General features: G+C 73.1%; 22 protein-coding genes. 17 read left to right on the forward strand and 5 right to left on the reverse strand.

All coding sequences use genetic code 11. The features are described from left to right. Positions 1-6 precede the first annotated feature (6 nt). The 3 genes from pcaDC to ACZ4WQ_RS23190 all read left to right on the forward strand — a co-directional run bounded on the left by pcaDC (position 7) and on the right by ACZ4WQ_RS23190 (position 2864). On the forward strand, positions 7-1302 hold the full coding sequence (gene pcaDC, locus ACZ4WQ_RS23180; RefSeq protein WP_311723430.1) for a bifunctional 3-oxoadipate enol-lactonase/4-carboxymuconolactone decarboxylase PcaDC: 1296 nt from the start codon (positions 7-9) through the stop codon (positions 1300-1302). A gap of 58 nt (positions 1303-1360) precedes the next feature. Beyond that, positions 1361-2005 carry an MBL fold metallo-hydrolase gene (locus ACZ4WQ_RS23185; RefSeq protein ID WP_398373831.1) on the forward strand — a complete coding sequence of 215 codons (645 nt, stop codon included), beginning with the start codon at positions 1361-1363 and terminating at the stop codon, positions 2003-2005. A 79-nt stretch (positions 2006-2084) separates the two neighbouring features. Beyond that, positions 2085-2864 carry an exodeoxyribonuclease III gene (locus tag ACZ4WQ_RS23190; protein ID WP_311723427.1) on the forward strand — a complete coding sequence of 260 codons (780 nt, stop codon included), beginning with the start codon at positions 2085-2087 and terminating at the stop codon, positions 2862-2864. A gap of 22 nt (positions 2865-2886) precedes the next feature. Here ACZ4WQ_RS23190 and ACZ4WQ_RS23195 read toward each other — a convergent pair whose 3' ends face one another. After that, complete coding sequence (locus tag ACZ4WQ_RS23195) at positions 2887-4701, reverse strand: SGNH/GDSL hydrolase family protein (RefSeq protein WP_398373832.1); 1815 nt, start codon at positions 4699-4701, stop codon at positions 2887-2889. Positions 4702-4854: 153 nt separating this feature from the next. On the opposite strand from ACZ4WQ_RS23195, the gene ACZ4WQ_RS23200 reads away from it, so the two are divergent. From ACZ4WQ_RS23200 to ACZ4WQ_RS23220, 5 genes are all read left to right on the forward strand, one after another. Further along, the gene (locus tag ACZ4WQ_RS23200) at positions 4855-5295 is read left to right on the forward strand and encodes a DUF6278 family protein (RefSeq protein ID WP_311723425.1); all 441 of its coding nucleotides are present in this window, start codon (positions 4855-4857) and stop codon (positions 5293-5295) included. Positions 5296-5462: 167 nt separating this feature from the next. Next, on the forward strand, positions 5463-6209 hold the full coding sequence (locus tag ACZ4WQ_RS23205; protein ID WP_311723424.1) for an amino acid ABC transporter ATP-binding protein: 747 nt from the start codon (positions 5463-5465) through the stop codon (positions 6207-6209). Positions 6210-6223: 14 nt separating this feature from the next. Continuing rightward, the gene (locus ACZ4WQ_RS23210; RefSeq protein ID WP_398373833.1) at positions 6224-7141 is read left to right on the forward strand and encodes a glutamate ABC transporter substrate-binding protein; all 918 of its coding nucleotides are present in this window, start codon (positions 6224-6226) and stop codon (positions 7139-7141) included. A 46-nt stretch (positions 7142-7187) separates the two neighbouring features. Next, positions 7188-7832: an amino acid ABC transporter permease gene (locus tag ACZ4WQ_RS23215; protein WP_352128838.1), complete on the forward strand. Its 645-nt coding sequence runs from the start codon at positions 7188-7190 to the stop codon at positions 7830-7832. Beyond that, positions 7829-8692 carry an amino acid ABC transporter permease gene (locus ACZ4WQ_RS23220; protein WP_311723421.1) on the forward strand — a complete coding sequence of 288 codons (864 nt, stop codon included), beginning with the start codon at positions 7829-7831 and terminating at the stop codon, positions 8690-8692. The genes ACZ4WQ_RS23215 and ACZ4WQ_RS23220 overlap by 4 nt, the downstream gene beginning before the upstream one ends. A 34-nt stretch (positions 8693-8726) precedes the next feature. On the opposite strand, the gene ACZ4WQ_RS23225 is transcribed toward ACZ4WQ_RS23220, so the two are convergent. From ACZ4WQ_RS23225 to ACZ4WQ_RS23235, 3 genes are all read right to left on the reverse strand, one after another. Further along, positions 8727-10331, reverse strand: a complete 1605-nt coding sequence (locus tag ACZ4WQ_RS23225) for an alpha/beta fold hydrolase (protein ID WP_398373834.1) — start codon at positions 10329-10331, stop codon at positions 8727-8729. A gap of 112 nt (positions 10332-10443) precedes the next feature. Continuing rightward, positions 10444-11922, reverse strand: coding sequence for a sensor histidine kinase (locus ACZ4WQ_RS23230; RefSeq protein ID WP_398374012.1), 1479 nt, complete (start codon positions 11920-11922; stop codon positions 10444-10446). Positions 11923-11945: 23 nt separating this feature from the next. Further along, the gene (locus ACZ4WQ_RS23235) at positions 11946-12710 is read right to left on the reverse strand and encodes a response regulator transcription factor (protein ID WP_361188575.1); all 765 of its coding nucleotides are present in this window, start codon (positions 12708-12710) and stop codon (positions 11946-11948) included. Between the two features lie 205 nt (positions 12711-12915). Between ACZ4WQ_RS23235 and ACZ4WQ_RS23240 the strand changes: the two genes are divergently transcribed. Genes ACZ4WQ_RS23240 through ACZ4WQ_RS23250 form a run of 3 tightly spaced genes read left to right on the forward strand, consistent with a single transcriptional unit; the run spans position 12916 to position 15587 of the window. After that, complete coding sequence (locus ACZ4WQ_RS23240; protein WP_398373835.1) at positions 12916-14295, forward strand: ferredoxin reductase family protein; 1380 nt, start codon at positions 12916-12918, stop codon at positions 14293-14295. Between the two features lie 25 nt (positions 14296-14320). Continuing rightward, the gene (locus tag ACZ4WQ_RS23245) at positions 14321-14836 is read left to right on the forward strand and encodes an FMN-binding protein (protein WP_398373836.1); all 516 of its coding nucleotides are present in this window, start codon (positions 14321-14323) and stop codon (positions 14834-14836) included. A gap of 34 nt (positions 14837-14870) precedes the next feature. After that, positions 14871-15587 carry an FAD:protein FMN transferase gene (locus ACZ4WQ_RS23250; RefSeq protein ID WP_394816730.1) on the forward strand — a complete coding sequence of 239 codons (717 nt, stop codon included), beginning with the start codon at positions 14871-14873 and terminating at the stop codon, positions 15585-15587. 74 nt (positions 15588-15661) lie between these two features. On the opposite strand, the gene ACZ4WQ_RS23255 is transcribed toward ACZ4WQ_RS23250, so the two are convergent. Then, positions 15662-16405 carry a hypothetical protein gene (locus tag ACZ4WQ_RS23255; protein ID WP_311723415.1) on the reverse strand — a complete coding sequence of 248 codons (744 nt, stop codon included), beginning with the start codon at positions 16403-16405 and terminating at the stop codon, positions 15662-15664. A 131-nt stretch (positions 16406-16536) separates the two neighbouring features. Between ACZ4WQ_RS23255 and ggt the strand changes: the two genes are divergently transcribed. From ggt to ACZ4WQ_RS23285, 6 genes are all read left to right on the forward strand, one after another. Then, positions 16537-18417 carry a gamma-glutamyltransferase gene (gene ggt, locus ACZ4WQ_RS23260; RefSeq protein WP_385341140.1) on the forward strand — a complete coding sequence of 627 codons (1881 nt, stop codon included), beginning with the start codon at positions 16537-16539 and terminating at the stop codon, positions 18415-18417. Positions 18418-18611: 194 nt separating this feature from the next. Further along, positions 18612-20801: a hypothetical protein gene (locus ACZ4WQ_RS23265; RefSeq protein ID WP_398373837.1), complete on the forward strand. Its 2190-nt coding sequence runs from the start codon at positions 18612-18614 to the stop codon at positions 20799-20801. 131 nt (positions 20802-20932) lie between these two features. Further along, a complete protein-coding gene (locus tag ACZ4WQ_RS23270) occupies positions 20933-21775 on the forward strand; it encodes a nitrilase-related carbon-nitrogen hydrolase (protein WP_311723412.1) in 843 nt (280 codons plus the stop codon). Then, positions 21772-23115, forward strand: coding sequence for an aspartate aminotransferase family protein (locus tag ACZ4WQ_RS23275; protein ID WP_311723411.1), 1344 nt, complete (start codon positions 21772-21774; stop codon positions 23113-23115). The genes ACZ4WQ_RS23270 and ACZ4WQ_RS23275 overlap by 4 nt, the downstream gene beginning before the upstream one ends. After that, complete coding sequence (hydA, locus tag ACZ4WQ_RS23280; RefSeq protein ID WP_385341288.1) at positions 23112-24515, forward strand: dihydropyrimidinase; 1404 nt, start codon at positions 23112-23114, stop codon at positions 24513-24515. Before ACZ4WQ_RS23275 ends, hydA begins: the two co-directional genes overlap by 4 nt. Before the next feature lie 45 nt (positions 24516-24560). Then, positions 24561-25562, forward strand: coding sequence for a TIGR03842 family LLM class F420-dependent oxidoreductase (locus tag ACZ4WQ_RS23285; protein ID WP_385341134.1), 1002 nt, complete (start codon positions 24561-24563; stop codon positions 25560-25562). The last annotated feature ends 79 nt before the right edge of the window (positions 25563-25641 follow it).

The following is a 25641-nucleotide window of genomic DNA, read 5'->3' on the forward strand; positions in this document are numbered from 1 at the left end:
GACCCGGTGAGCGAGACGCAGACTCTTCAGTACCGGTTCGACGGTCCCGAGGACGGGCCCGTACTCATCCTCGGCCCGTCGCTGGGCACGACCTGGCACATGTGGGACCGCCAGATACCCGAGCTGTCCCGCCACTGGCGCGTGCTGCGCTTCGACCTGCCCGGCCACGGCGGCGCGCCCGCCCACCCCGCCGTCTCGGTCTCCGACCTCGCCGAGCGCCTGCTGGCCACGATCGACGGGCTGGGCATCGACCGCTTCGGCTACGCGGGTTGCTCGATCGGCGGGGCCATCGGTGCGGAGCTGGCGCTGCGACATCCGCTCAGAGTGGGCTCCCTCGCGCTCGTCTCCGCCTCACCGCGCTTCGGCACCGCCGACTCGTACCGCCAGCGCGGCGTGGTGGTCCGCACCAACGGCCTCGACCCGATCGCCCGCGCCACCCCCGAGCGCTGGTTCACCCCCGCCTTCGCGGCCGGCCAGCCCGCCATCGTCGAGTGGTCCGTGCAGATGGTCCGCACCACCGACCCCGGCTGCTACATCGCGGCCTGCGAGGCCCTGGCCGCCTTCGACATGAACGCCGAGCTCGGCCGCATCGGCGTGCCCACCCTGGTCGTGGTGGGCGCCGACGACCACGTGACCCCGCCGGCCGACGCCCGGGTGCTCGTCGCCGGGATCCCCGACGCGCGGCTCGCGGTCGTCCCCGGCGCCTCCCACCTGGCGCCCGTCGAACAGCCCACCGCCGTCACCGACCTCCTGGTGCGCCACTTCTCCACCGCCTGGCAGTCCACGGACCAGCCGACCGGCATGACCATGATCCCCGCCCCCGCGCACCGGGCGATGCTGGCCACCGCGCCGCCCACCGGCATCCCGGTCGCCGAGATCGGCTACGCCGCCGACCCCGTCCCCGCCGTGCCCGACACCCGCTCGGACGCGTACGACAAGGGGATCAGGGTGCGCCGGGAAGTGCTCGGCGACGCCCATGTGGACCGCGCCCAGTCCAACGCCGACGAGTTCACCGGCGACTTCCAGGACTTCATCACCCGCTACGCCTGGGGCGAGGTGTGGACCCGGCCCGGCCTCGACCGGCGCACCCGCAGCGTGATCACCCTCACCGCGCTCGCCTCCCGCGGCCACCTCGACGAGCTCGCCTTCCACACCCGCGCCGCGCTGCGCAACGGGCTGACCCCCGCCGAGATCAAGGAAGTGCTGCTGCACACCGCCGTCTATTGTGGCGTGCCCACCGCGAACTCGGCCTTCTCCGTGGCCCAGCGCGTCATCCGCGAGGAGACCACGCCCGAGGCGTGAGGCCTCCCGGGAGGGGCACGGAGCGCCCGGCGCGCCCGCCGGGAGCACAATGATCCCCATGAAGCTCACCAAGAAGGGCCACGCCTGCGTCCGGCTGGAGAAGGACGGGCGGTCGCTCGTCATCGACCCCGGCGCGTTCAGCGAGGGGGACGCCGCGGTCGGCGCCGAGGCGATCCTGGTCACCCACGAGCACATGGACCACTTCGACGAGCAGCGGCTGCACGCGGCGCTCGACGCCGACCCCGCCGCGCGGATCTGGACGCTCGCCTCCGTCGCCGAGCAGATCGCGGACGCCTTCCCGGGGCGCGTGCACACCGTCGGGGACGGCGACACCTTCACCGCCGCGGGCTTCGACATCGAGGTCCACGGGCAGCTGCACGCCGTCATCCACCCGGACCTCCCGCGGATCACCAATGTGGGATACGTGGTGGACGGCTCGGTCTTCCACCCCGGCGACGCGCTCACCGTGCCCGGGCGGCCGGTCGAGACCCTGCTGCTGCCGGTCCACGCGCCGTGGAACAAGCTCGCCGAGGTCGTCGACTACGTCCGCGAGGTCGCGCCGAGCCGCGCGGTGGACGTCCACGACGCCCTGCTGTCCGACATCGCGCCGCTGGTCTACGGCCGGATGCTCGGCCCCGACGGCCCCGGGATCGGCGGCGCGGAGCATGTCCGCCTGGTGCCGGGGGAGAGCGTGACGGTCTGAGCCGGCGGCCTGAGCCGACGGTCCGAGCGGCACGGCCGCACGGTGAGCGTTGTCGGACCCGCGAGGTAGGTTGTCCCCTATGCGCATCGCGACCTGGAACGTCAATTCGATCACCGCGCGGCTGCCCCGCCTGCTCGCCTGGCTGGAGAGCAGCGGCACGGACGTGCTGTGCATACAGGAGATCAAGAGCGCCGAGAGCGCCTTCCCGTACGAGCCGCTGCGCGAGCTGGGCTACGAAGCCGCGGTCAACGCCACGGGCCGGTGGAACGGGGTGGGCGTGATCTCCCGGGTCGGCCTGGCCGAGGTGACCTCGGGCCTGCCCGGCGGCCCGGCCTACGAGGGCGAGCAGGAGCCCCGCGCCATCGCCGCCACCTGCGGCGCCGTCCGCGTCCAGTCGGTGTACGTGCCCAACGGCCGGGAGATCGGGCATCCGCACTACGACTACAAGCTGCGCTGGTTCGAGGCGCTGCGGGACTCCGCCGCGGCCGACGCGGCGGGCGGCCGCCCCTTCGCCGTCCTCGGCGACTTCAATGTGGCGCCCACCGACGAGGACGTGTGGGACCGCGCCGTCTTCGAGGGCTCGACACACGTCACCACCAAGGAGCGCGAGGCGCTGGCCGCCCTGCGCGAGGTGGGCCTGTCCGACGTGATGCCGCGCCCCCTGAAGTACGACCACCCCTTCACCTACTGGGACTACCGGGAGCTGGGCTTCCCGAAGAACAAGGGCATGCGGATCGACCTGGTGTACGGGAACGAGGCCTTCGCCAAGGCCGTCGGCGACGCGTATGTGGACCGCGAGGAGCGCAAGGGCAAGGGCGCCTCGGACCACGCGCCGGTCGTCGTCGACCTCGAGGTCTGACGCTCCCGGCCGGCCGGAAGCCTCAGCCGGTCAGCTGCCGCAGATCGATCGCGTCGGCCATCGCCTGGAGCCCCGCGTCGCCGGGGTGCAGATGGTCACCGCTGTCGTACACGGGCGCGATCCGCTGCGGCCGCAGCGGATCGCGCACCGCCGCGTCGAAGTCCAGCACCGCGTCGAACACCCCGCCGCTGTCACGGATGAAGGCGTTGACGGCGCTGCGCCGGGCGTCCACGTCCGCGGTGCACAGGGACTCGCCCTCGCAGGGCGCGATCGTCGCCACCACCACCCGCAGCCCGCGCTCATGCGCCCGCTGCGCGAGGGCGCGCAGCCCGGCGGTCAGCTGCTCGGCCGAGGTGCCCCAGCGCAGATCGTTGATGCCCTCGAAGACCACGACCGTGCGGGCGTTCGTCTGCGCGAACACATCGCGCTCCAGCCGGTTCAGGGCGCTGACCCCGCCGGTGTCCGTGCTCACCCCCTCGCCCGGGTAGCGGTCGGTCACCACGCGGTTGGCGGAGATGCCCTGGTTGAGCACGCCGTACGCGGGGACGTCGGACTGGCCGAGCAGCCGCCGGGCCAGCACGTCCGGCCAGCGCCGGTTGGCGCCGGTGGTCGACTTGGTGCCGTCGGTGATCGAGTCGCCGAGGGTCACCACCGACCCCGGCCCGCCCCCGACGTCCACACCGGTCAGGAACGGCCAGGTGGTCAGGGTCCCGGTGTACGCATCGCCGTCCGCGTCGGCCGTGTGGTCGCCGCTGCCCGGCGGGCTCAGATAGGAGCGCTGGGTGGCCTGGCTGTGCACCGGCACCGCCTGGACCGTGTCCGGCAGATGGATGCTCACCAGCAGATTGGCGTCCGGCGGGACGTCGAAGCCCACCGGGTCGCTGAACTCCTGCGCCCCCGCCGCGATCTCGATGCCCTCCCGGCCCCCGAAGGTGAGCGCCACCGGGTCGCCGTCCGCTGCCGCGCCCTCCGCTTGCAGGGAGACGCTGGCGCGGCCGATCCGCACCGGGGCGGCGGCGAAGGTGTTGGCCAGCCGGATCCGGGCCCGGGGCCCGCCCGCGCTGGTGTGCACCACGAGCCGCAGCGTCTGGTCGGTCCAGGGTCCGACCGCCGTGTATCCGCTGCTGCTCGCCGACCAGCTGCCCGTCCACCCCGCGGCGGCCCGGCGCACCGAGGCGGCGAACACATGCAGATCCGCGGCGCCCGGGTCGCGGGGCAGCACCACCGAGGCGATGTCCCGGCCGCGCTCCACCGGCACCGTCACCGCGTAAAGCCGCGCGGTCTCCACCCGCTGCCCCGCGCCGCTGTTGATGTGGGGGAGGGCGACGGCCCGGGTGCCCGTCGGGCCGGAGCGCCAGTCCGGCGCGGTGAGCGTGTACGTACTGCTCGACCCGTCCCGGTAGCGGACGACGCCGGCGCCGCTCGCCTCGCCGCCGGTGCCCGCGACCAGGAACGACAGCCCGTCGCCGCGCCCGTGCAGCCGCACCGTCTGACCGTCGGCGCGTACGTTGTCCGGGCGCGCGTGGCCGGCCGCTCGGGGCCAGGTGAGCCGGGCGGAGTCGATGGTGAGGGTGCGGCCCGGGGCCCAGCCGGCGGCCCGCAGATCCTGCGCGGACAGCGAGTTGCCCGCGCCGTCGAAGTCCGCGCCGCCGGGGCCGCCGTCGTCGCTGACCGCCGTGTTGTCGAAAAGCCGCTCCAAGGGGAGCGGCTTTCGGGGCTCTTGGCCGGGTGACCCGGGCGTGGCGGCGCCCGCGGGCGCCGCCGCCGTCCAGGCGAAGGAGAGGGCGACACCTCCCGTGACGAACGCGGTCGCTGTCCACCGTCTGCCCAGGAGCATGCGTGTCCCCTCTCGCAACCAACCCAACCGGCGATCCGACAGGTGCGGGACGAACGTAGGGAGACGGAAGGGTGTCGTCAAGACAATGATCGGATCACGGGCTATCCGCGCGCCCTGTGGTGTGGCGGGCGTGGGGGTGCCACGCTGGCTGGTATGAACATCCCGTTCTTGGGCAACTGGCGCAAGCGACACGACCAGGCGCGAGGTACGGCTGTCATGACCGCCCGGGAGGCGGATCAGCAGGGCGTGGCGCAGCTGTTGTCGGAGTGTGAGCTGCTGCGCGCCCGGGCCGCGTCCGCGGGGGTCGGGCTCGACGACTCCGCGGCCTCGCTCGAAGCGCTGGACCAGCTGCTGCCGCGCTGGCGCGACGACCCCGACGAGCTGCCGTGGCTCGGCAACGACGCCGGGCTGTATCTGGGCACCGTGATCATCCGTACCGTGCCCGGCGCCCTGTGGCAGGTGTGGCCGAACGGCCGGCCGATCGTCCGGCTCGCCTCCGGGCGGGAGATCGACGTGGTGGGGGCGGGCCATGAGTGGGCGGCCGACGGCGCGCCCGAGCTGTCGTATGTGTACGCCGAGGTCGCCGAGGTCTGAGCCGCGGTCTGTGAGCCGCGATCCGTGGACCGCGGTCTGAGCCGCAATCCCCCACTCGGCCCCTTTCAGGGGTTAAATATCCATTGATGCGTGTCGCCGCTAAAGCGCCCCTTATGTGTGGATAGTTTGCGCTGAGCGCGGCACAGCTGAAAGTGGGTGTGGCCGGTATGGCCTTCGGCGAAGCGTTGATCGAGTTGCGCGAGGTCAACAAGTACTTCGGCGCGCTGCACGTCCTGCGGGACATCGACCTCTCCGTCGGCCGCGGCGAGGTGGTGGTCGTCATCGGACCGTCCGGCTCCGGCAAGTCGACCCTCTGCCGGACGATCAACCGCCTCGAGGCGATCGACTCCGGCACCATCACCATCGACAGCATCCCCCTCCCCGAGGAGGGCAAGGAGCTCGCCCGGCTGCGCGCCGACGTCGGGATGGTCTTCCAGTCGTTCAACCTCTTCGCGCACAAGACCGTGCTCGCCAATGTGATGCTCGCCCAGCTCAAGGTGCGCGGCCGGACCAAACAGGAAGCCGAGCGGCGCGCCCGCGAGCTGCTGGACCGGGTCGGGCTCGTCACCCAGGCGGAGAAGTACCCGGCCCAGCTGTCGGGAGGTCAGCAGCAGCGCGTGGCGATCGCCCGCGCGCTGGCCATGGACCCCAAGGCGATGCTCTTCGACGAGCCGACCTCCGCGCTCGACCCGGAGATGATCAACGAGGTGCTGGAGGTCATGCGCCAGCTGGCCCGCGACGGCATGACGATGGTCGTGGTCACCCATGAGATGGGGTTCGCGCGCTACGCCGCCAACCGGGTGGTGTTCATGGACGGCGGGCGGATCGTCGAGGACCGCCCGCCGGACGAGTTCTTCGCCGCGCCCAGCACCGAGCGCGCCAAGGACTTCCTCTCCAAGATCCTCAAGCACTGAGCCCGGGGGACCACATGACGCGCACCCGCCGCGCGCTCGCCGCCCTGGCCCTCGCCATGGCGCTGCCGGCCGCGGTCTTCGGCTGCGGCAAGGAGGGCAGCCCGCCGGTCAAGGGGCCCAAGCCCGGCGCGCTGCCCGCCTACAAGGTGAACACCGGCTTCCGGCTGCCCTCCTCTCCCACCTGGCGGAAGGCCGAGCGCCGCGGCTATCTGGTGGTCGGCGCCAAGGAGGACCAGCCGTACCTGGGCGAGCGGGACCCGGCCACCGGCCGCTACTCCGGCTTCGACATCGAGATCGCCAAGATGATGTCGGCCTCCCTCGGCTTCGACCCGAAGACGATCAGGTTCAAGACCATCGCCTCCGCCAACCGCGAGACCGCCCTCCAGAACGGCCAGATCGACTACTACGTCGGCACCTACACCATCAACCCGCTCCGCAAGCGCCTGGTCGGCTTCGCCGGCCCCTACTTCATGGCCGGCCAGTCGCTGCTGGTCCGCAAGGACGAGAAGGACATCCACGGCCCGCAGGACCTGGCCGGCAAGACCGTGTGCTCGGTGGCCGGCTCCACCCCGCTGATGCGCCTCCAGACCGACTACCCCAAGGCCCGCACCGTCGCCTACGACACCTACTCGGTGTGCGTCGACAACCTGATCAGCCTCCAGGTGGACGCGGTCTCCACCGACAACACCATCCTGCTGGGGTACGCGGCCAAGGCCCCGGGCGAGCTGAAGGTCGTCGGCAGGCCGTTCTCCAAGGAGCCGTACGGCATCGGCGTGCCGAAGAAGGACAACGCGCTGCGGTTTGCCCTCAACGACGCCATCGAGGCCCATGAGCGCAACGGCGACTGGCTGAAGGCGTACAACGCGACCCTCGGCCTGTCCGGGGTGCCCGCCCCCAAGCCACCGCCCGTCGACCGCTACCCGCCGCGCTGAGAAACCCGCTCCGCCCTTCCCCGACCGACCCCAGGACCGCCCTCCCATGTACGTTCTCACGCACAACTTCTCCCTCTACGGCGAGGGCTTCCTCGGCACCGTGCAGCTGACCGTCTACGCCTCGCTGCTCGCGCTCGCGCTCGGCGTGCTGATGGCCGGCTTCCGCGTGGCGCCCGTCGCCCCGCTGCGGGCCTTCGGCACCGCGTGGGTGACGGTGCTCCGCAACACGCCGCTGACCCTGCTCTTCTTCGCGGTGATGCTCGGCCTGCCCCGCTTCGGGCTCGTCCTGCCGTTCTTCACCTTCGCGGTGCTCGCGCTCGGCTGCTACACCTCGGCGTTCATCTGCGAGGCGGTGCGCTCCGGCATCAACACCGTGCCGGTCGGGCAGGGCGAGGCGGCCCGGAGCCTCGGGATGAACTTCCCGCAGACCCTCGGCACGGTGGTGCTGCCGCAGGCGTTCCGCACGGTCATCCCGCCGATCGGCTCGACCCTGATCGCGCTCGCCAAGAACTCCGCCATCGCCGGTTCGTTCAGCGTGACCGAGCTGCTCGGCACGTACAAACCGCTCAACGAGCTCGGCTACAACATCATCTGGACGTTCGTCTGGATCGCCCTCGGCTATCTGATCATCACGCTCGCCATCAGCGCGCTCTTCCATGTGCTGGAGCGCCGCTGGGGGGTGCCCCGATGACCACCGCCAGCGCCCTCTACGACGTCCCCGGCCCGCACGCCCGGGCCCGCCACCGCGCCTATGGGCTGCTGGCCGCGGTCGTGCTGCTGCTCCTGCTCGCCTGGATCGTCTATCTGCTCATCCACACGGGCCAGTTCGCGGCCGAGAAGTGGCGGCCCTTCGAGTACAAGGGCATCCAGCTCCTGCTGCTGCGCGGGCTCGGCAACACGCTCAAGGCCTTCGCCCTCGCCGCGGTCTTCTCCCTCGTCCTCGGCGGGGTCCTCGCCGCCGGGCGGCTGTCCGAGCACCGCCCGGTGCGGTGGGTGGCCACGCTGGTCGTGGAGTTCTTCCGGGCCATGCCCGTGCTGGTGATGATCTTCTTCGTGTTCGTGGCGCTCAAGGTGCAGCCGCTGCCCGCGCTCGTCGCCGGACTGACCCTCTACAACGGCTCGGTGCTCGCCGAGGTGTTCCGTACGGGCGTCAATTCCGTCGAGCGCGGGCAGCGCGAGGCGGCGTACTCACTCGGCATGCGCAAGACGCAGGTCATGGCGCATGTGCTGGTGCCGCAGGGGGTGCGGGCGATGCTGCCGGCCATCATCAGCCAGCTGGTGGTCGCGCTGAAGGACACCTCGCTCGGCTTTCTCATCACCTACGAGGAGTTTCTGCACGCGGGCAAGCTCATCGCCGGCAACCTCGACTACGGCCTTCCGTTCATCCCCGTCGTCATGGTCATCTCCCCGGTCTACATCGGGATGTGCATGCTGCTGTCGTGGTTCGCCAACTGGGTCGCCAAGCGGGAGCGGCGCAGCGTGAAGACCGAGGCGGTGAAGGTGGCCCCGCCCGAGCCCGCCACGATGCTCCCGGGCGACACGATGCCGTGACGGGCGCGCCCGTTGTCCTGGCGCTCGCGCCTCCTCAGTCCCGGACCGGGAGCGACAGATACGACGGGTCGGTCTTCGGGGAGGAGAAGGTGAGGTGCGCGCCGTCGGGGTTGTGCTCGATATACAGCGGGTCGACGGTGTCGACGACCAGCGCGAGGCGGTGTCCGGCCGGGACGTCGTACGCCGTCGAGAACAGGTCCAGGTCGACGGCGAAGGGCGTGCCGGGAGTGCGGTCGTGGAAGGTGACCGGCGCGTTGGTGATCAGCTTCCCGACGCCGAGCGCGTCCACGTCATAGAGGTAGGCCACCGCGGTGCCGCTGGACTTGTCGCTGGTCACGGTGGTGTGCAGCGACACCGTGCCGCGGATGCGCTGCGCCGCGTCGTAGCGCCCGGTCTGCCAGACCGCGGCGCGTTCGCGCGACAGCAGCGGGACCGAGACCAGCGGCGGGATCTTCAGGAACTGGTCCAGTGCCCCGGTCAGCAGCACGGTCCCGGCGTTGGCGCCGGAGTCGGCGTTCGCGGCGATCTGCCGGGTCTCGCCGAGGTCGATCCGGCGCTCGCCCGACGGCACGGCCGACCAGCTCGGGTAGCCCTCGTAGCCGCCCCCCGTACGGGACTTGAGCTGCACCGGCCGCTCCTGGTCGATGCCGTTGCGCTCGCCCTTGACGTAACGGTCGAGCCAGCGCCTGGCGTCGTCCCAGGTGTCGTTGGGCAGGCCGAGCAGCCCGGTGAGCTCGCCGGTCGCGTGGTCGCCCGGCCGGAACTCCAGGCGCTTGGGGCCGGTCAGCTTCTCGTAGAAGTCGGCGTAGGTGTTGGGCGGGAAGATGGAGTCGCCCCAGGCGTTGGCGAGCATGACCGCCGTGCCGTTGGCGTTGATCCGGTCGAGGTAGGTGGCGGCGGAGCGCTTCTGGCCCCACTCGACGATCTCCTGCTCCTTGGTGAGGTCGGAGCCGAGGAAGTCCTGGAAGATCTGCCGGAGTTCGGCGCTGGGGCGGCCGAGCAGCTCACCGGAGCCGCTGAGCAGGGCGGCGGCCTGGGCGTGCTGGGTGCGGCCGCTGTAGATGGAGCCGACCAGATCCGCCCAGCCGCTCAGCGCGGCCACGGCCTTGATCCGCTTGTCGAAGCCGGAGGCGAGCAGGCTGATCCCGGCGCCGTACGACACCCCGGCCATGCCGATCCGGCCGGGGTCGGCGGGGGTGTTGGCCAGCGCCCAGTCGATGACCTTGGAGGCGTCGGCGACATCGGGCGGTCCGGCGGTCTCGATCTCCCCGCCGGACTGCCAGAAGCCGCGGACGTTGTAGCTGAGCACGACATAGCCGGAGTCGGCCAGCTTCTGGGCCTGGGCGAGATATTCGGCCTGGGGCAGGGCCCAGCTGGTGGGCAGGACGACGAGGGGGAGGCGCTGCGAGCCGTCCGCGCCGCGGGGGGTGACGACGTTGGCGGCCAGGGTGACGCCGCCGTCGCCGGGGATGTCGACGAACCGTACGGACGAGGCCGCCGACTGGGCGGCGGCCCGCGGCGGGGGCGGGGGAGCCGCCGCCTGCGCGGCGGGGGCGAGGCCGAGGGCGGCACCGGCCAGCACGGTCGCCGAGACGGCGGCTGCGGCGGTGGCGCGCAGCGGTTTGCGGGCGTGGGTCACTGTCGCTCCTGGAGGGGGAGTGGACCGGCAGAAGGGCGTGTCCGGCGCCTGACAGCCCCTAAGTGACCCGACGGTAACCGTGCTGGCTTACCGGTGGTAATAGGCCGGTAAGTTACGCGTGGGTAACGATCGGCGGCTCCGCCCCCGCCGTCCGCCCGTCCGGCAGGGTGACCCGGAAGACCGTCTTCCCCGGCCTGCTCGTCACCTCGATCGCCCCGCCGTGCGCAGACACCACGGCGCGCACGATGGCCAGCCCCAGACCGGTGCCGCCCGCGGCCCGCGCGCGGCCGGGGTCGGCGCGCGCGAAGCGCTCGAACACCTCCGGCAGCAGCGCCTCGGGGATGCCAGGACCGTCGTCCGTCACCGTCAGCTCCGCCGGCTCCGTTCGCCCCGCGCGCGCCGCCAGACGGATCGCCACCTCGGTGCCCGGCGGCGTGTGCGTACGGGCGTTGGCCAGCAGATTGGCCACCACCTGCTGTAGCCGGTGCTCATCACCCACGACGGTCACCGGCTCCTCGGACAGCTCCAGCGTCCAGCGGTGTTCCGGCCCCGCCGCCCGCGCGTCGCCCGCCGCGTCCAGCACCAGCCGCGTCAGGTCGACGGGGTCGCGGGCCAGCGGCCGGCCCGCGTCGAGCCGCGCGAGCAGCAGCAGATCGTCGACGAGCGTGCTCATCCGCTCCGACTCCGACTGGATCCGCTCCAGCGCGTGGCGCACCTCGCCGGGCACCGGCCCGGGGTGGCGCAGCGCCAGCTCGGCGTGGCCGCGCACCGAGGCCACCGGGGTGCGCAGCTCATGGCTGGCGTCCGCGGCGAACTGGCGCAGCCGCTCCTCGCTGGCGTGGCGGCTGGCCAGCGCGTCGCCGACATGCCCGAGCATCCGGTTCAGCGCGGCGCCCACCTGGCCGACCTCGGTGCGCGGATCGGTGTCCGGCACCGGCGCCGGCATCGCCACCTCGCCGCTGGCCAGCGGCAGCCGCGCCACCCCGGCCGCGGTGGCGGTCACCCGCCGCAGCGGGCGCAGCGACAGCCGCACCCACAGCGCCCCCGCCACGCCCGTCACCGCGAGCGCGGACCCGAAGACCACCGCCTCCACCAGCTCCACCCGGTGCACGGTCTCCTCCACCGGGCGCAGCGGCAGGCCGGTGATCAGGACGTCGCCGTCGTCCCCGCGCACCGCCAGCACCCGGTACTCGCCGATCGCCGACAGCCGGACGCCGTGCCCGCGGCCGTCGGCCGGCACCCCGGCCAGGGTGCGCCGATCGGCGCCGGTGAGCGGCACCGTGACATCCGTGTCGTCCCGCACCACCGCCGCCTGCGTGGCCTCGCCGCCCTTCAGCCGGGCGCCGAACGTGTACGCGGACTGGCCGCGCGTATCGGGCCGGTTGTCGGCGTCCGGCCGCCGCTCGCCGTGCTCCAGGCTCGCCGGGAAGCGCCCGCCCGCCGCGGTGAGCTGCTGGTCCAGGCGGCGCACCAGAAAGCCCTCCAGAGCGAGCACCGTGGCCAGGCCCACGGCCACGGAAGCGACCGCGAGCAGCACCACGAGGCCGGTGGTCAGCCGGGCCCGCAGGGTGCGGGGGAGCGCGGCGCGCAGCGCGCGCGGAAGCGACGGGCGGCTCAAGGTGTCTCCGATGCGCCGGGTTCGTTCGGCTTGAGCACATACCCGACCCCGCGCACGGTGTGGATCAGCGGGGTCCGCCCCGCGTCGATCTTCTTCCGCAGATAGCTGATGTAGAGCTCCACCACATGGGCCTGGCCGCCGAAGTCGTACGACCACACCCGGTCCAGGATCTGCGCCTTCGACAGCACCCGGCGCGGATTGCGCATCAGGAACCGCAGCAGCTCGAACTCGGTGCGGGACAGCTCGACCACCACCCCGCCACGGGTGACCTCCCGCGCCTTCTCGTCCATCACCAGATCGCCCACCACCAGCCGGTCGGCCTGGTGGACGTCTCGCCCGCGCGCCATCCCGGCCCGGCGCAGCACCCCGCGCAGCCTGGCCAGGACCTCCTCCAGGCTGAACGGCTTGGTCACATAGTCGTCGCCGCCCGCCGTGATCCCCGCGATCCGGTCCTCCACGGAGTCGCGCGCGGTGAGAAACAGCACACACACGCCCTCCAGCTCGGCCCGCAGCGCGCGCAGCACGGTCAGCCCGTCGGTGTCCGGAAGCATCCAGTCCAGCACGACCGCGTCGGGGCGGAACGCGCGCGCCTCGGCCAGCGCGGACGCGCCGTCGGCCGCCGTACGGACCCGCCAGCCCTCGCCGCGCAGGGCGCCCGACAGCACCTCCGTCAGATCGGGCTCGTCGTCGACGACGAGCACGCGGACGGGGGTGCCGTCCGGCCGACGGAGGAGGAAGGGGTCCGTGGTGTGGTTTTCCATGACACATCCAGCATCCCCCGGCGCGCGAAGCGGCGGGCCCCGGGGTCCCTCTGAGTTCGCTCTGAGTTTCCTCTGAATCGTGTCCGGAACCTCCCCTTCAAAGCCTTTTCAGAGGGTCTTCAGAAGTTGGCCTGTGAGGCTGAGCGCCCTGACCGCACCGTAACCCGGCTGTGCATCGCACGCCCCGCCGCGAAAGGACGACCCCGTGGCCACCACCGTCCACGACCGCCGCGCCACCGCGCCGCGCGCCCGGCCGCCCGCCCCGGGGGCGCCCCCGCACCCGCCCCTTTCCGTCGCGGCCCTCTCGCAGCTCGCGATCTGGGCGGGCGCCGCCGCCGTCCTGGCCCTGTGGTGGAGCGACACCACCTCCGTCGTCGGCACGGCGGGCTGGCTGACCGGCGCCGGGCGCATCACCGGGCTGCTCGCCGGATACGCGTGCGCCGTCCTGCTGCTGCTCATGGCCCGGGTGCCGGTGCTGGACCGCACCATCGGCAGCGACCGGCTGGCGCGCTGGCACGCGATGGGCGGCCGGTACGTCGTCTCCCTCGCCCTCGCGCACACCCTGCTGATCATCTGGGGCTATGCGCTGACCTCGCACACCGGCGTCGTGGACCAGACCACCACCCTGGTCTTCCACTACCCCGACCTCCTCAAGGGCACCATCGGCTTCCTGCTCTTCCTGGCCACCGGCGTCCTGTCCGCGCGCGCCGCCCGCCGCCGCCTCTCGTACGAGACCTGGCACCTGCTGCACTTCGCCACCTACCTGGCGGTCTTCCTGGTCTTCGGCCACCAGCTGTCCAACGGCGCCGACTTCGTCGGCAACCGCCCGGCCCAGCTGGCCTGGTACGCGCTGTACGGCGGGGTGGCGGCGCTGCTGCTGTGGTTCCGGTTCGCGGTGCCCGCGCGGCGGGCGCTGCGCCACCGGCTGTGGGTCTCGGAGGTCCGGCCCGAGGCGCCCGGCGTCGTCTCGGTGTATGTGACCGGGGACCGGCTGGACGAGCTGCGCGCCGAGCCCGGCCAGTTCTTCCGCTGGCGCTTTCTGGCGCCGGGCCTGTGGTGGGCCGCCAACCCGTACTCCCTCTCGGCCGCCGCCCACCCCTCCTTCCTGCGGATCACGGTGAAGGCGGCCGGCGGTCACAGCGAGGCGCTGGCCCGGCTCAAGCCCGGCACCCGGGTGCTCGCCGAGGGGCCGTACGGGGCGCTCACCGCCCGCCGCCGGCGCGCGGAGAAGGTGCTGCTGCTGGGCGGCGGGGTCGGCATCACCCCGCTGCGGGCGCTGTTCGAGACCCTGCCCGGCGAGGTGACGCTCATCTACCGCGCCCGGCGGCCCGAGGACCTGGCGCTGCGCGCGGAGCTCGACCAGCTGGCGGTGGCGCGCGGGGCGATCGTCCACTACGTCGTCGACGAGCCGGTCGAGTACTCCTCCCCGCTGACCACGCGCGCCCTGCGCCGGCTGGTCCCGGACCTCGCCGAGCGCGATGTGTACCTGTGCGGCCCGCCGGGGATGGCGGAGGCCGCCCAGCGGGCCCTGCGGGGGGCGGGGGTGCCGCGCCGCCGCATCCACCACGAGTCGTTCGCCTTCTGACCCGAACCGCAAAGGAGCCCCGGCCGTGCGAAAGGCCGCCCTCACCACCGCCTCGACCGTCGCGGGAGTGGTCCTGCTGCTGTCCCTCAAACCGCACCACACCCCCACAGTGGCGGTCGCGGCCCAGCCGCCGTCCCCGTCCCCCTCCTCGTCCTCCCCTTCTCCGTCCTCCCCTTCTCCGTCTTCTTCGTCCTCCTCCTCAAGCGGCTCGGCGGCGCCGTCGCCCTCGTCGCCGTCCGCCGCGCACACCACCCCGGCGGGCCCCACCGGCACCTACACCGGTTCCACGATCAACACCCGCTACGGCCCCGTGCAGCTCGCCGTCACCTTCTCCAAGGGGAAGATCACCGCGGTCAGGGCGGTGCAGACCCCGTCCGGCGACGGCCGCTCCCAGCAGATCGCCTCGTACGCGGTGCCGCAGCTCACCAGCGAGACGCTCACCGCCCAGAGCGCGCAGATCGACGCGGTGTCCGGCGCCACCTACACCAGCGAGGGCTATGTCCAGTCCTTGCAGAGCGCCCTGGACAAGGCCGGTGTCTGAGCCGCGGCACGGTGTGCGTCACGCCGAGCACGCCATGGGCACCGTCTTCTCCTTCGACATCCGCGACCCGGCCACGCCCGCCATCGGCCGGGCCCTGGAGGAGGCCGTGGCGTGGCTGCACCACGTGGACGAGGTCTTCTCCACCTACCGCCCGGCCAGCGCCATCAGCCGGCTCGGCCGCGGCGAGCTCGCCCCCGAACGGTGCGGGCCCGAGGTGGCGGAGGTGCTGGGCCTGTGCGAGGCGGCGGCGCGCGCCACCGACGGCTGGTTCAGCCACACGCCGGGCGGCCGGCTCGACCCGTCCGGGATGGTCAAGGGCTGGGCGGTGGAACGGGCCTCGGAGATCCTTTACGCGGCGGGGGCGCACAACACCTGCGTGAACGGGGGCGGGGACATCCAGCTGCGGGGCGAGGCGGCCCCGGGCGTCCCCTGGCGCATCGGCATCGCCCACCCGCTGCGCCCCGGGGCCCTGTGCGCCGTCGTCACGGGCCGCGACCACCTGGCCGTCGCCACCTCCGGCACGGCCGAGCGCGGGTCCCACGTCCTCGACCCGCACACCGGCGAACCCGCCACCGCCCTGGCCTCCCTCACCCTGACCGGCCACGGCCTCACCTGGACCGACGCCCTGGCCACGGCCGCCTTCGCCATGGGCGCGGGCGCCCACGCCTGGACCGAGGCCCTCGACGGGCACGAGGCCCTGGCGGTCACCGCGGCCGGCGAGATCTGGCGGACGCCCGGCTTCCCCGTCTGAGTTTGTGGTGATTATGGGACAGCGACACGCCGAAGCCACGGTGTGTCGCTGTCCCATATCCACCGCAAACGCGGTCAGTCCGCCTTGTGCGCGGCGCGCGGGCGCGAGGGCGGCGAGGTGGCGGCCTTGGTGACGTCCGCGACGACCTCGACCACGTCCGGGCCGTACGCCTGCGAGTTGACGATCTTCAGCAGCAGGCAGAAGGAGCCCTGCGTGCCGTACTTGCGGGCCAGCCGGGTGCGGTTGCGTACGAGGTGGCGGATCGCGGCGCGATGGGTGACCGGGCGCTGGCCGGCGGCCAGGAAGACGGGGCGGCCGCCCTCGGCCGCCGTGAGCCGGGCCAGCAGTACGTACTCCACCTCGCCGGGCTCCGGCCGGTACTCGGTGCCGCCTATCGTGAACGAGCCCCGCTCCTGGGTCTCGTCTCCCTGGTGGACCGCGACCCCCGGCAGCAGATTCGTCATATGGGCGGCGAGGCGGCGGTGCGCGGTCGGGTCGCCGACGCAGAACTCGGTGCGCGCGCCGAAGCCCTGGAGCCCGGTGTCGTGCGGGGCCACCTCCGCGTGCGCCCCGCAGTTCTCGACGACGGCGGCGATCCCGAGCAGCGCGAGCGCGTCATGGCGCGGGATGCTCCAGTGAGCGGAGGTGCTGTCCCGGTGCGTGACCAGGACGCACTCCGAGCCGTCGGGCAGCCCGAAGAAGAGTTGTTCGCGGGCGCGCTTGCGGCGCGTCTGGGCTGAGTGCACGGCCCATCCGAGGGCCAGGCCCACGACCAGGGCCGCGCCGGCGGCGATCAGGTCCTGCACTGTGTCATTCATGGCCGCGCATCGTAGCCTTGATGCGGGTGTTTGTTCGAGCTTGTGGGCGTGTTCGCCTTCTGTGCGCCCCCTGTCGTTTCCCGGACGCTCACCGGTAGGCTCCGGCCCCCGCCGTTAGCTTGGAGGCCCGGATGGCGCACCCCGCAAGACCAGCCGTAACGCCCGCAACGTCAGCCACGACACCAGCTCTTACCACCGCGCTGCGCCGACTCCCGGCCCTCGCCGCGACAGCCGGTCTCGTCGTGGCGCTCGGTGTCGCCCCGGCGGGGGCGCGAGGCGGCGCACCGGCCGGGGAGGCCCCGGCCGCGACGCCCGCCAAGTCCCCAGTGGCCGAGGGCTACGGCGGCGCGGTCGCCAGCGTGGACGCGGACGCCTCGGCGGCCGGAATCGAGGTGCTGCGACGCGGCGGCAACGCGGTGGACGCGGCCGTGGCCACCGCGGCCGCGCTCGGCGTCACCGAGCCGTACTCGGCGGGCGTCGGCGGTGGCGGATACTTCGTCTACTACAACGCCAAGCAGCACAAGGTGTTCACTCTCGACGGGCGCGAGACCGCGCCGCGCAGCGCGGACGAGAAGCTCTTCCTCGACAAGGACGGCAAGCCGATCCCCTTCGCCGACGCCGTCACCAGCGGCCTCAGCATCGGCACCCCCGGCACCCCCGGCACCTGGGACACCGCGCTCGACACCTGGGGCACCCGCTCACTCGCCCAGGTGCTGAAGCCCGCCGAGCGCATCGCCCGCGACGGCTTCACCGTCGACGCGACGTTCCGTCAGCAGACCGCCGACAACCAGGCCCGCTTCAAGGACTTCCCGGCCACCGCCGAGCTGTTCCTGCCCGGCGGCGAACTGCCGGTCGTCGGCTCCACCTTCACCAACCCCGACCTGGCCCGCACCTACGCCCTGCTGGCCAAGAAGGGCGTTGGCGCCGTCTACAAGGGCGAGCTGGGCCGCGACATCGTCCGTACGGTGCGCAAGCCGCCCGTGGACCCCGCCGCGCAGCGCACCGTACGGCCCGGCGATCTGACCGAGCAGGACCTGCGGGCGTACAAGGTCAAGCGCCAGGCCCCGACCAGGACCTCGTACCGCGGCCTCGACGTGTACGGCATGGCCCCGTCCTCCTCCGGCGGCACCTCGGTGGCCGAGGCGCTCAACATCCTGGAGAAGACCGACCTCACCAAGCTCAGCGACCGCGACTATCTGCACCGCTACATCGAGGCGAGCCGGATAGCCTTCGCCGACCGCGGGCGCTGGGTCGGCGACCCGGCCTTCGAGGACGTGCCGACCAAGGGGCTCACCTCGCAGCGGTTCGCCGACTCGCGGGCCTGCCTGATCAAGGCCGACGCGGTGCTGAGCAGCCCGCTCGCGCCCGGTGACCCCAGCCGGCCCACCGGCTGCGACACCGGCGGGACCGCGGCCCCCACCACGTACGAGGGCGAGAACACCACCCACCTGACGGTCGCCGACAAGTGGGGCAACGTCGTCGCCTACACCCTGACGATCGAGCAGACCGGCGGCAGCGGCATCACCGTGCCCGGCCGTGGCTTCCTGCTCAACAACGAGCTGACCGACTTCTCCTTCGCGCCCGCCAACCCCGCCGTCCACGACCCGAACCTGCCCGGCCCCGGCAAGCGGCCGCGCTCGTCCATGTCGCCGACGATCGTGACGGACAAGGGCCGCCCGGTGCTCGCGCTCGGCTCGCCCGGCGGCGCCACCATCATCACCACCGTGCTCCAGACCCTGCTGAACCACGTGGACCGCGGCATGCCACTGGTCGACGCGATCGCCGCGCCCCGCGCCAGCCAGCGCAACGCCGCGCAGACCGAGCTGGAGCCGGGGCTGTGGAACAGCCCGCTGCGCGGGCAGCTCACGGCGCTGGGCCACTCCTTCAAGCAGAACCCGGAGATCGGGGCGGCGACCGGCGTGCAGCGGCTGCCCGACGGGCGCTGGCTGGCTGCGGCGGAGACCGTACGGCGCGGCGGCGGCTCGGCGATGGTGGTGCGCCCGGCGAAGTGACGCCCCGCGGCGGCCGACCGTGATTCGGTCACGGTCGGCCGCCGTCGGCCGTGATCGGACGTGGTCGGGCGGTGTGTGCGGAGCCGGAAAAACTCCCGTAGCACGTTCGTAACCGTTCCCGTAACACAAAGGGTGTCGAATGCGTGCCCACTGGAGGGGGAATCGTCCACGGGTCCACGGGGAGAGGGATGACCATGTCCGGCGGTCAACTCCCGGCTGAGGTTGCGGAGTTCGCGCGCTATCTGCGTGCGCTGACGAGGCGTCTGGACGCGGAGAAGGGCTGGTACGGCGTCTTCGCGCAGCGCGACCCGGAGGGCATACGGGCCTGTCTGGACGGGCGGGAGGTGCCGCCCTGGGACGTGGTCCAGGCCCTGCTCCAGGACCTCTCCGCCCAGCGCGGCCCCGAGGTGGCCCAAGAGGCCGCCGCCCGCGCCGCGGGCCTCTACCGCGCGTCCGTCACCGCGTACGACACCACGGTCGGCGGCCGCCCCGCCCTCCGCGACCGGCTCGAGGCGATGCTCCGCGAGCAGCGGCAGGCGGCGCAGCGCGAACGCGAACTGCATGCCGCCGTACGCGACGCCACCGCCGAGGATGACGGTGATGCCGACGCCCGGGAGCGGCTCTCGACGGACCTTGCATGGGCCCGCGACGACTGGGAGCGGGCCACCGCCCGCTGCGAGGAGCTCCGCGCCCGCCTGGCCGCGCTGCCGCCTTCCGCGGGCGCGCCGGGTGGTCTCGCCGTGCCCGAGGGGTGGTTCCGCGACGAGGCGGCGGCAACGGGCTCCGGGCAGGGCGGGCCGGCGGGCGGAGCCGCGGCACGGATGCGGCGGCCGCGCGGGTCGCGGTTCGCCGCGGCGTACGAGGAGACGGGCGGCGGGCAGGAGCCCGCCGAGCCCGGCGGTCCCGGGGCCGCGCGCCCGGCGGGCATGCCCGGCGCGCCGGGCGGTCCTGGGAGCGGGGGGCCAGGCCAGGTCGGGGCGGCGGGAGCCGGACGGGGCGAGTGGGCCGCCGGGTCGGCGGAGCCGGGACGGACCTCACCCATGGGCGGTCGCTGGGCGGCCGGCGGCGGTCCCGGGGCCGCGGCGCCCGCCGGACCCGCCCCGTCGGCCGGGCACGGGCGCGTCCCGCGAGTGGGTGACGCCTGGGCGGTCGGCAGCGGTCCCGGGGTCACGGCTGACGCGCCGGGCGGTCCTGGGAGCGGGGGGCCCGGCCAGGTCGGGGCGGCGGGAGCCGGACGGGGTGAGTGGGCCGCCGGGTCGGCGGAGCCGGGACGGACCTCGCCCATGGGCGGCCGCTGGGCGGCCGATGGCGGCCCGGGAGGCGCGGCGGCTGAGGAATGGGGCGCTGGCGGTGGCGGTGGCGCACCTGCGACCGGGGCGGGCACGGAGTCCGGTGGCATGAGGGCCGCCGCAGGACCCGGGGGCGGCCCGGCCGGACCGGCTGCGGCGGCGGCAGGTGCGGGGCCCGGCGGCGCCGGACCCGCCCCGGGCGGGCGGGCCCGGCCGCGCGGGGCGCGGTTCGCGGGGCTGGAGGAGTCCGCGCCCGTGTCGCGGCCGCGCGGGGCCCGGTTCGCCGGGGCCGCGCCGGTCGAGGCCACCGCGGTCGAGGCCACCGCGGTCGAGGCCACCGCGGTCGAGGCCACCGCGGTCGAGGCCACCGCGGTCGAGGCCGCAGAAGTCGCCGAGGCCGGGGAGGCCGCCGAGCCGGGAGACAGGGCCACGCCCCGGGGCGCCCGGTTCGCCGGGGCGTACGAGGGCGGGGACGGCGCGAAGCGCCGCAGGCGTCTCAAGGCGCAGGAGGAGGACGCGCGGCGCGCCGCGCAGGAGGCGGCGCGGACCGCCGAGGCGCGGCAGGCCGCCGCCGAGGCCGTGGCCCGGCTGGCGCGGCTGCGCGCGACGGGCCGGGGCGGGGAGGCGCATGTCCTGCTGTGCGAGGCCGCCGCCTGGCCCGCACCCTGGCTCCCTTTACTGGCCGCCGAGCTGGAGCGCGCCGGTCTCGAGGCGGATGTGGCCACCCTGCTGTGGGAGGTGGCCTGTCTGCCGCCCACCGCCCTGGCCGCCGCCGCCGACGCGCTGGTCGCCTCGGGGCGCGGCGCGGACGGCGCGCGGCTGCTGCGGCAGAGCGTCGCCCGCCCCGTCACCGAGGTGGCGCAGACGGTGCTCGCGCTGCTGGCCGCGGGCAGCAGCGCGGAGGCCGCGTTTCTGCTGGAGGCCCTGGTGAGGGCCCGTAAGCCCGACGAGGCCGCGCAGGCCGCGGTGAACGCGCCGGCCGAGCTGGTGCCGCTGCTGCTGGACGCCGCGAGCGGCGTGTCGTCCAGCAGCCACCACGACCTGGCGCACGCGCTGCGCGTCGCGGGGCTGCCGGGAGTGCCCGGCCTTGCCTGACATAACACGAAACGTGAACGTCTTCGTTGAGTAACGGCCGCGGTATTGCCAGAGTGGTCGGTGCGCTTTTACGTTCTTTCCACAGCCGGAATCTACGTGCGTAGACGCCTGCGAAGGCGAAGGAGCTGACCATGCCCAACGTCGTACGTGCCGCGCTCGTCCAGTGCACCTGGACCGGCGATACCGAATCGATGATCGCGAAGCATGAGGAGTACGCCCGGCAGGCGGCCGCCCAGGGCGCCCAGGTGATCGGCTTCCAGGAGGTGTTCAACGCCCCGTACTTCTGCCAGGTGCAGGAGGCCGAGCACTACCGCTGGGCGGAGCCGGTCCCGGACGGGCCGACGGTCCGGCGCATGCGGGAGCTGGCCCGGGAGACCGGCATGGTGATGGTGGTGCCGGTCTTCGAGGAGGAGCAGTCCGGCTTCTACTACAACACCGCGGCGGTGATCGACGCGGACGGCAGCTTCCTCGGCAAGTACCGCAAGCACCACATCCCGCAGGTCAAGGGGTTCTGGGAGAAGTACTACTTCAAACCGGGGAACCTGGGCTGGCCGGTGTTCGACACGGCCGTCGGCAAGGTCGGCGTGTACATCTGCTACGACCGTCACTTCCCGGAGGGCTGGCGGGAGCTGGGCCTGGCCGGCGCCCAGCTGGTCTACAACCCCTCGGCCACCTCGCGCGGCCTCTCGGCGTATCTGTGGCAGCTGGAACAGCCCGCGGCCGCCGTCGCCAACGAGTACTTCATCGCCGCGATCAACCGCGTGGGCGTGGAGGAGTACGGCGACAACGACTTCTACGGCACCAGCTACTTCGTGGACCCGCGCGGCCAGTTGGTCGGCGAGGCGGCCGGCGACAAGGAAGAGGCGCTGGTCGTCCGGGACCTGGACTTCGGCCTGATCGACGAGGTGCGCCGGCAGTGGGCGTTCTACCGGGATCGGCGGCCTGACGCCTACGAGGGGCTGGTGAAGCCGTGAGTGACGATCTGTACGCCCGGCACAAGGCCGTGCTGCCCGACTGGCTCGCCCTCTACTACGAGCGGCCGATCGAGCTGACACACGGCGAGGGCCGCCACGTCTGGGACGCCGACGGCCACCGCTACCTCGACTTCTTCGGCGGCATCCTCACCACCATGACCGCCCACGCCCTCCCCGAGGTCACCAAGGCGGTCGGCGAGCAGGCGGCGCGGATCATCCACAGCTCCACGCTCTATCTCGACCGCCCCATGGTGGAGCTCGCCGAGCGCGTCGCCGAGCTGTCCGGCATCCCCGACCCGCGCGTCTTCTTCACCACCTCCGGCACCGAGGCCAATGACACGGCCCTGCTCCTGGCCACCACGCTCCGGCGCTCCAACCAGATCCTGGCGATGCGCAACAGCTACCACGGCCGGTCGTTCTCGACCGTCGGCATCACCGGCAACCGCTCGTGGTCGCCGACCAGCCTGTCCCCGCTTCAGACGCTGTACGTGCACGGCGGGGTGCGCGGCCGCGGCCCGTACGCCGGGTTGTCGGACGCCGAGTTCATCAAGGGGTGTGTCGCGGACCTGGAGGACGTCCTGGGCCAGGCGTACGGCCAGGTGGCGGCGCTGATCGCGGAGCCCGTGCAGGGCGTCGGCGGCTTCACCTCCCCGCCGGACGGGCTGTTCGCCGCCTTCCGTGAGGTCCTGGACCGGCACGGCATCCTGTGGATCAGCGACGAGGTGCAGACCGGCTGGGGGCGCACCGGCGACCACTTCTGGGGCTGGCAGGCGCACGCCGCCTCCGGCCCGCCCGACGTCCTCACCTTCGCCAAGGGCATCGGCAACGGCATGTCCATCGGCGGGGTCGTCGCCCGCGCAGAGGTCATGAACTGCCTGGACGCCAACTCCATCTCCACCTTCGGCGGCAGCCCGGTCACCATGGCCGCCGGCCTCGCCAACCTCACCTACCTCCTCGAACACGACCTCCAGGGCAACGCGCGACGCGTCGGCGGGCTGCTCATGGACCGGCTGCGCGCCGCGGCCGCCGGGCTCGACGTCGTACGCGAGGTGCGCGGCCGGGGGCTGATGATCGGCATCGAGATGGTCGAGCCGGGCAGCGGCCGGCCGTCGCCCGAGGCGGCCTCGGCCGTCCTGGAGGTGGCCCGCGAGGAGGGGCTGCTGCTCGGCAAGGGCGGCGGCCACAACAGCAGCGTGCTGCGCGTCGCCCCGCCGCTGAGCCTGACCGCCGCCGAGGCGGAGGAGGGCGCGGAGATCCTCGCGACGGCGCTCCGCGCGGCGCAGGCCATGGCGGACGGATCGGCGGAAGTGGCCGGCGAGGTCGGAAGGAGCGCACGCTGATGTCCCGCACCGTGATCCGTGGCGGCCTGGTCGTCACCGCCGCCGAGGAGACCCGGGCCGACGTCCTTGTCGAGGACGGCCGCGTCGCCGCCCTCGCGGCGCCCGACAGCGCGTACGCCCAGGGCTGGACGGCCGACCGTACAATCGACGCGACCGACAAGTACGTCATCCCGGGCGGGGTCGACGCGCACACCCACATGGAGCTGCCGTTCGGCGGCACGTCCGCCTCCGACACGTTCGAGACGGGCACCCGCGCCGCCGCCTGGGGCGGCACGACGACCATCGTGGACTTCGCGGTCCAGTCCGTGGGCCACTCGCTGCGCGAGGGCCTCGACGCCTGGCACGCCAAGGCGGCCGACCGGTGCGCGATCGACTACGCCTTCCACATGATCCTCTCCGACGTCAACGAGGGCTCGCTGAAGGAGATGGACCTCCTCGTCGGGGAAGGCGTCACGTCCTTCAAGCTCTTCATGGCCTACCCGGGCGTCTTCTACAGCGACGACGGGCAGATCCTGCGGGCCATGCAGCGCGGTGCCGTGGGCGGCGGGCTGATCATGATGCACGCCGAGAACGGCATCGCCATCGATGTCCTGGTCGAGCAGGCCCTCGCCGAGGGCAGGACCGACCCCCGCTACCACGGCGAGGTCCGCAAGGCGCTGCTGGAGGCGGAGGCGACCCACCGCGCGATCCAGCTGGCCCGGGTGGCCGGGGCCCCGCTGTATGTCGTCCACGTCTCGGCCGAGGAGGCCGTCGCGGAGCTGACCCAGGCCCGCGACAAGGGGCTTCCCGTCTTCGGCGAGACCTGTCCCCAGTACCTCTTCCTGTCCACGGACAACCTCGCCGAGCCGGACTTCGAGGGCGCCAAGTACGTCTGCTCCACCCCGCTGCGGCCCCGCGAGCACCAGGCCGCGCTGTGGCGGGGCTTGCGCACCAACGACCTTCAGGTCGTCTCCACCGACCACTGCCCCTTCTGCTTCGCGGGCCAGAAGGAGCTGGGCCGCGGCGACTTCTCCAAGATCCCCAACGGGCTGCCGGGCGTGGAGAACCGGATGGACCTCCTCCATCAGGCGGTCGTGGACGGTCATATCTCGCGCCGCCGCTGGATCGAGATCGCCTGTGCCGCCCCGGCCCGGATGTTCGGCCTCTACCCGAAGAAGGGCACCATCGCCCCCGGCACGGACGCGGACATCGTCGTCTACGACCCGCGGGCCGAGCAGACGATGTCCGCCGAGACCCACCACATGAACGTCGACTACTCGGCGTACGAGGGGAAGCGGATCACCGGACAGGTGGAGACCGTGCTCTCGCGCGGCGAAACCGTCATCGACCGGCGGCGGTTCACGGGGCGTGCGGGGCACGGCCAGTACATCGCGCGCGACACCTGCCAGTACCTGGACTGACCCGTATCCGGGCTGACCCTTACCTGGACTGACCTGGGAGCGAGTATGGACTTCGGACTCGTCCTTCAGACCGATCCGCCGGCGTCGGGGGTCGTCGATCTGATGAGGCGCGCGGAGGGCGCCGGCTTCACCTATGGCTGGACGTTCGACTCGGCCGTGCTGTGGCAGGAGCCGTTCGTCATCTACAGCCGCATCCTGGAACACACCGAGCGGCTGATCGTCGGCCCCATGGTGACCAACCCCGGGACCCGCACCTGGGAGGTCACCGCCTCCACCTTCGCCACCCTCAACGAGATGTACGGCAACCGCACCGTGTGCGGCATCGGCCGCGGCGACTCCGCCATGCGGGTGGCGGGCCGCAAGCCGAACACCCTCGCCCGCCTCGGCGAGGCCATCGACGCCATCCGCGACCTGGCCGAGGGGCGGGAGGCGGTCGTCGACGGCACCCCCGTGCAGCTCCCCTGGGTCGAGGGCGGCAGGCTGCCCGTCTGGATGGCCGCCTACGGACCCAAGGCGCTCGCCCTCACCGGCCGCAAGGCCGACGGCTTCATCCTCCAGCTCGCCGACCCGTATCTGACGGGGTGGATGGTCAAGGCGGTGCGGGACGCCGCCGCGGACGCCGGGCGCGACCCGGACTCCCTCACCATCTGCGTCGCCGCCCCCGCGTACATCGGGGACGACCTCGACCACGCGCGTGAGCAGTGCCGCTGGTTCGGCGGCATGGTCGGCAACCACGTCGCCGACCTGGTGAGCCGCTACGGCGAACACTCCGACGCCGTCCCCGAGGCGCTGACCGCGTACATCAAGGGACGCGCGGGCTACGACTACGGCCACCACGGCCGCACGGGGCACCCCAGCACGGGCTTCGTCCCCGACGAGATCGTCGACCACTTCTGTCTGCTCGGCCCGGCCGAGGCCCATATCGACAAACTGCGCGTGCTGCGCGGGCTGGGGGTCGACCAGTTCGCGATCTACGCCATGCACGACGCGAAGGAGGCGACCATCGACGCGTACGGCGAACGCGTCATCCCGGCGCTGACCAGCTGACCGTCCCCCTCCCCCTCCCCCTCCCCCCGACACCCGCACATGGTTCCCGTCCTCCTCACCGCTGTCGAAACCGCTGTCG

The sequence above is a fragment of the Streptomyces sp. NPDC028305 genome (assembly GCF_055569495.1).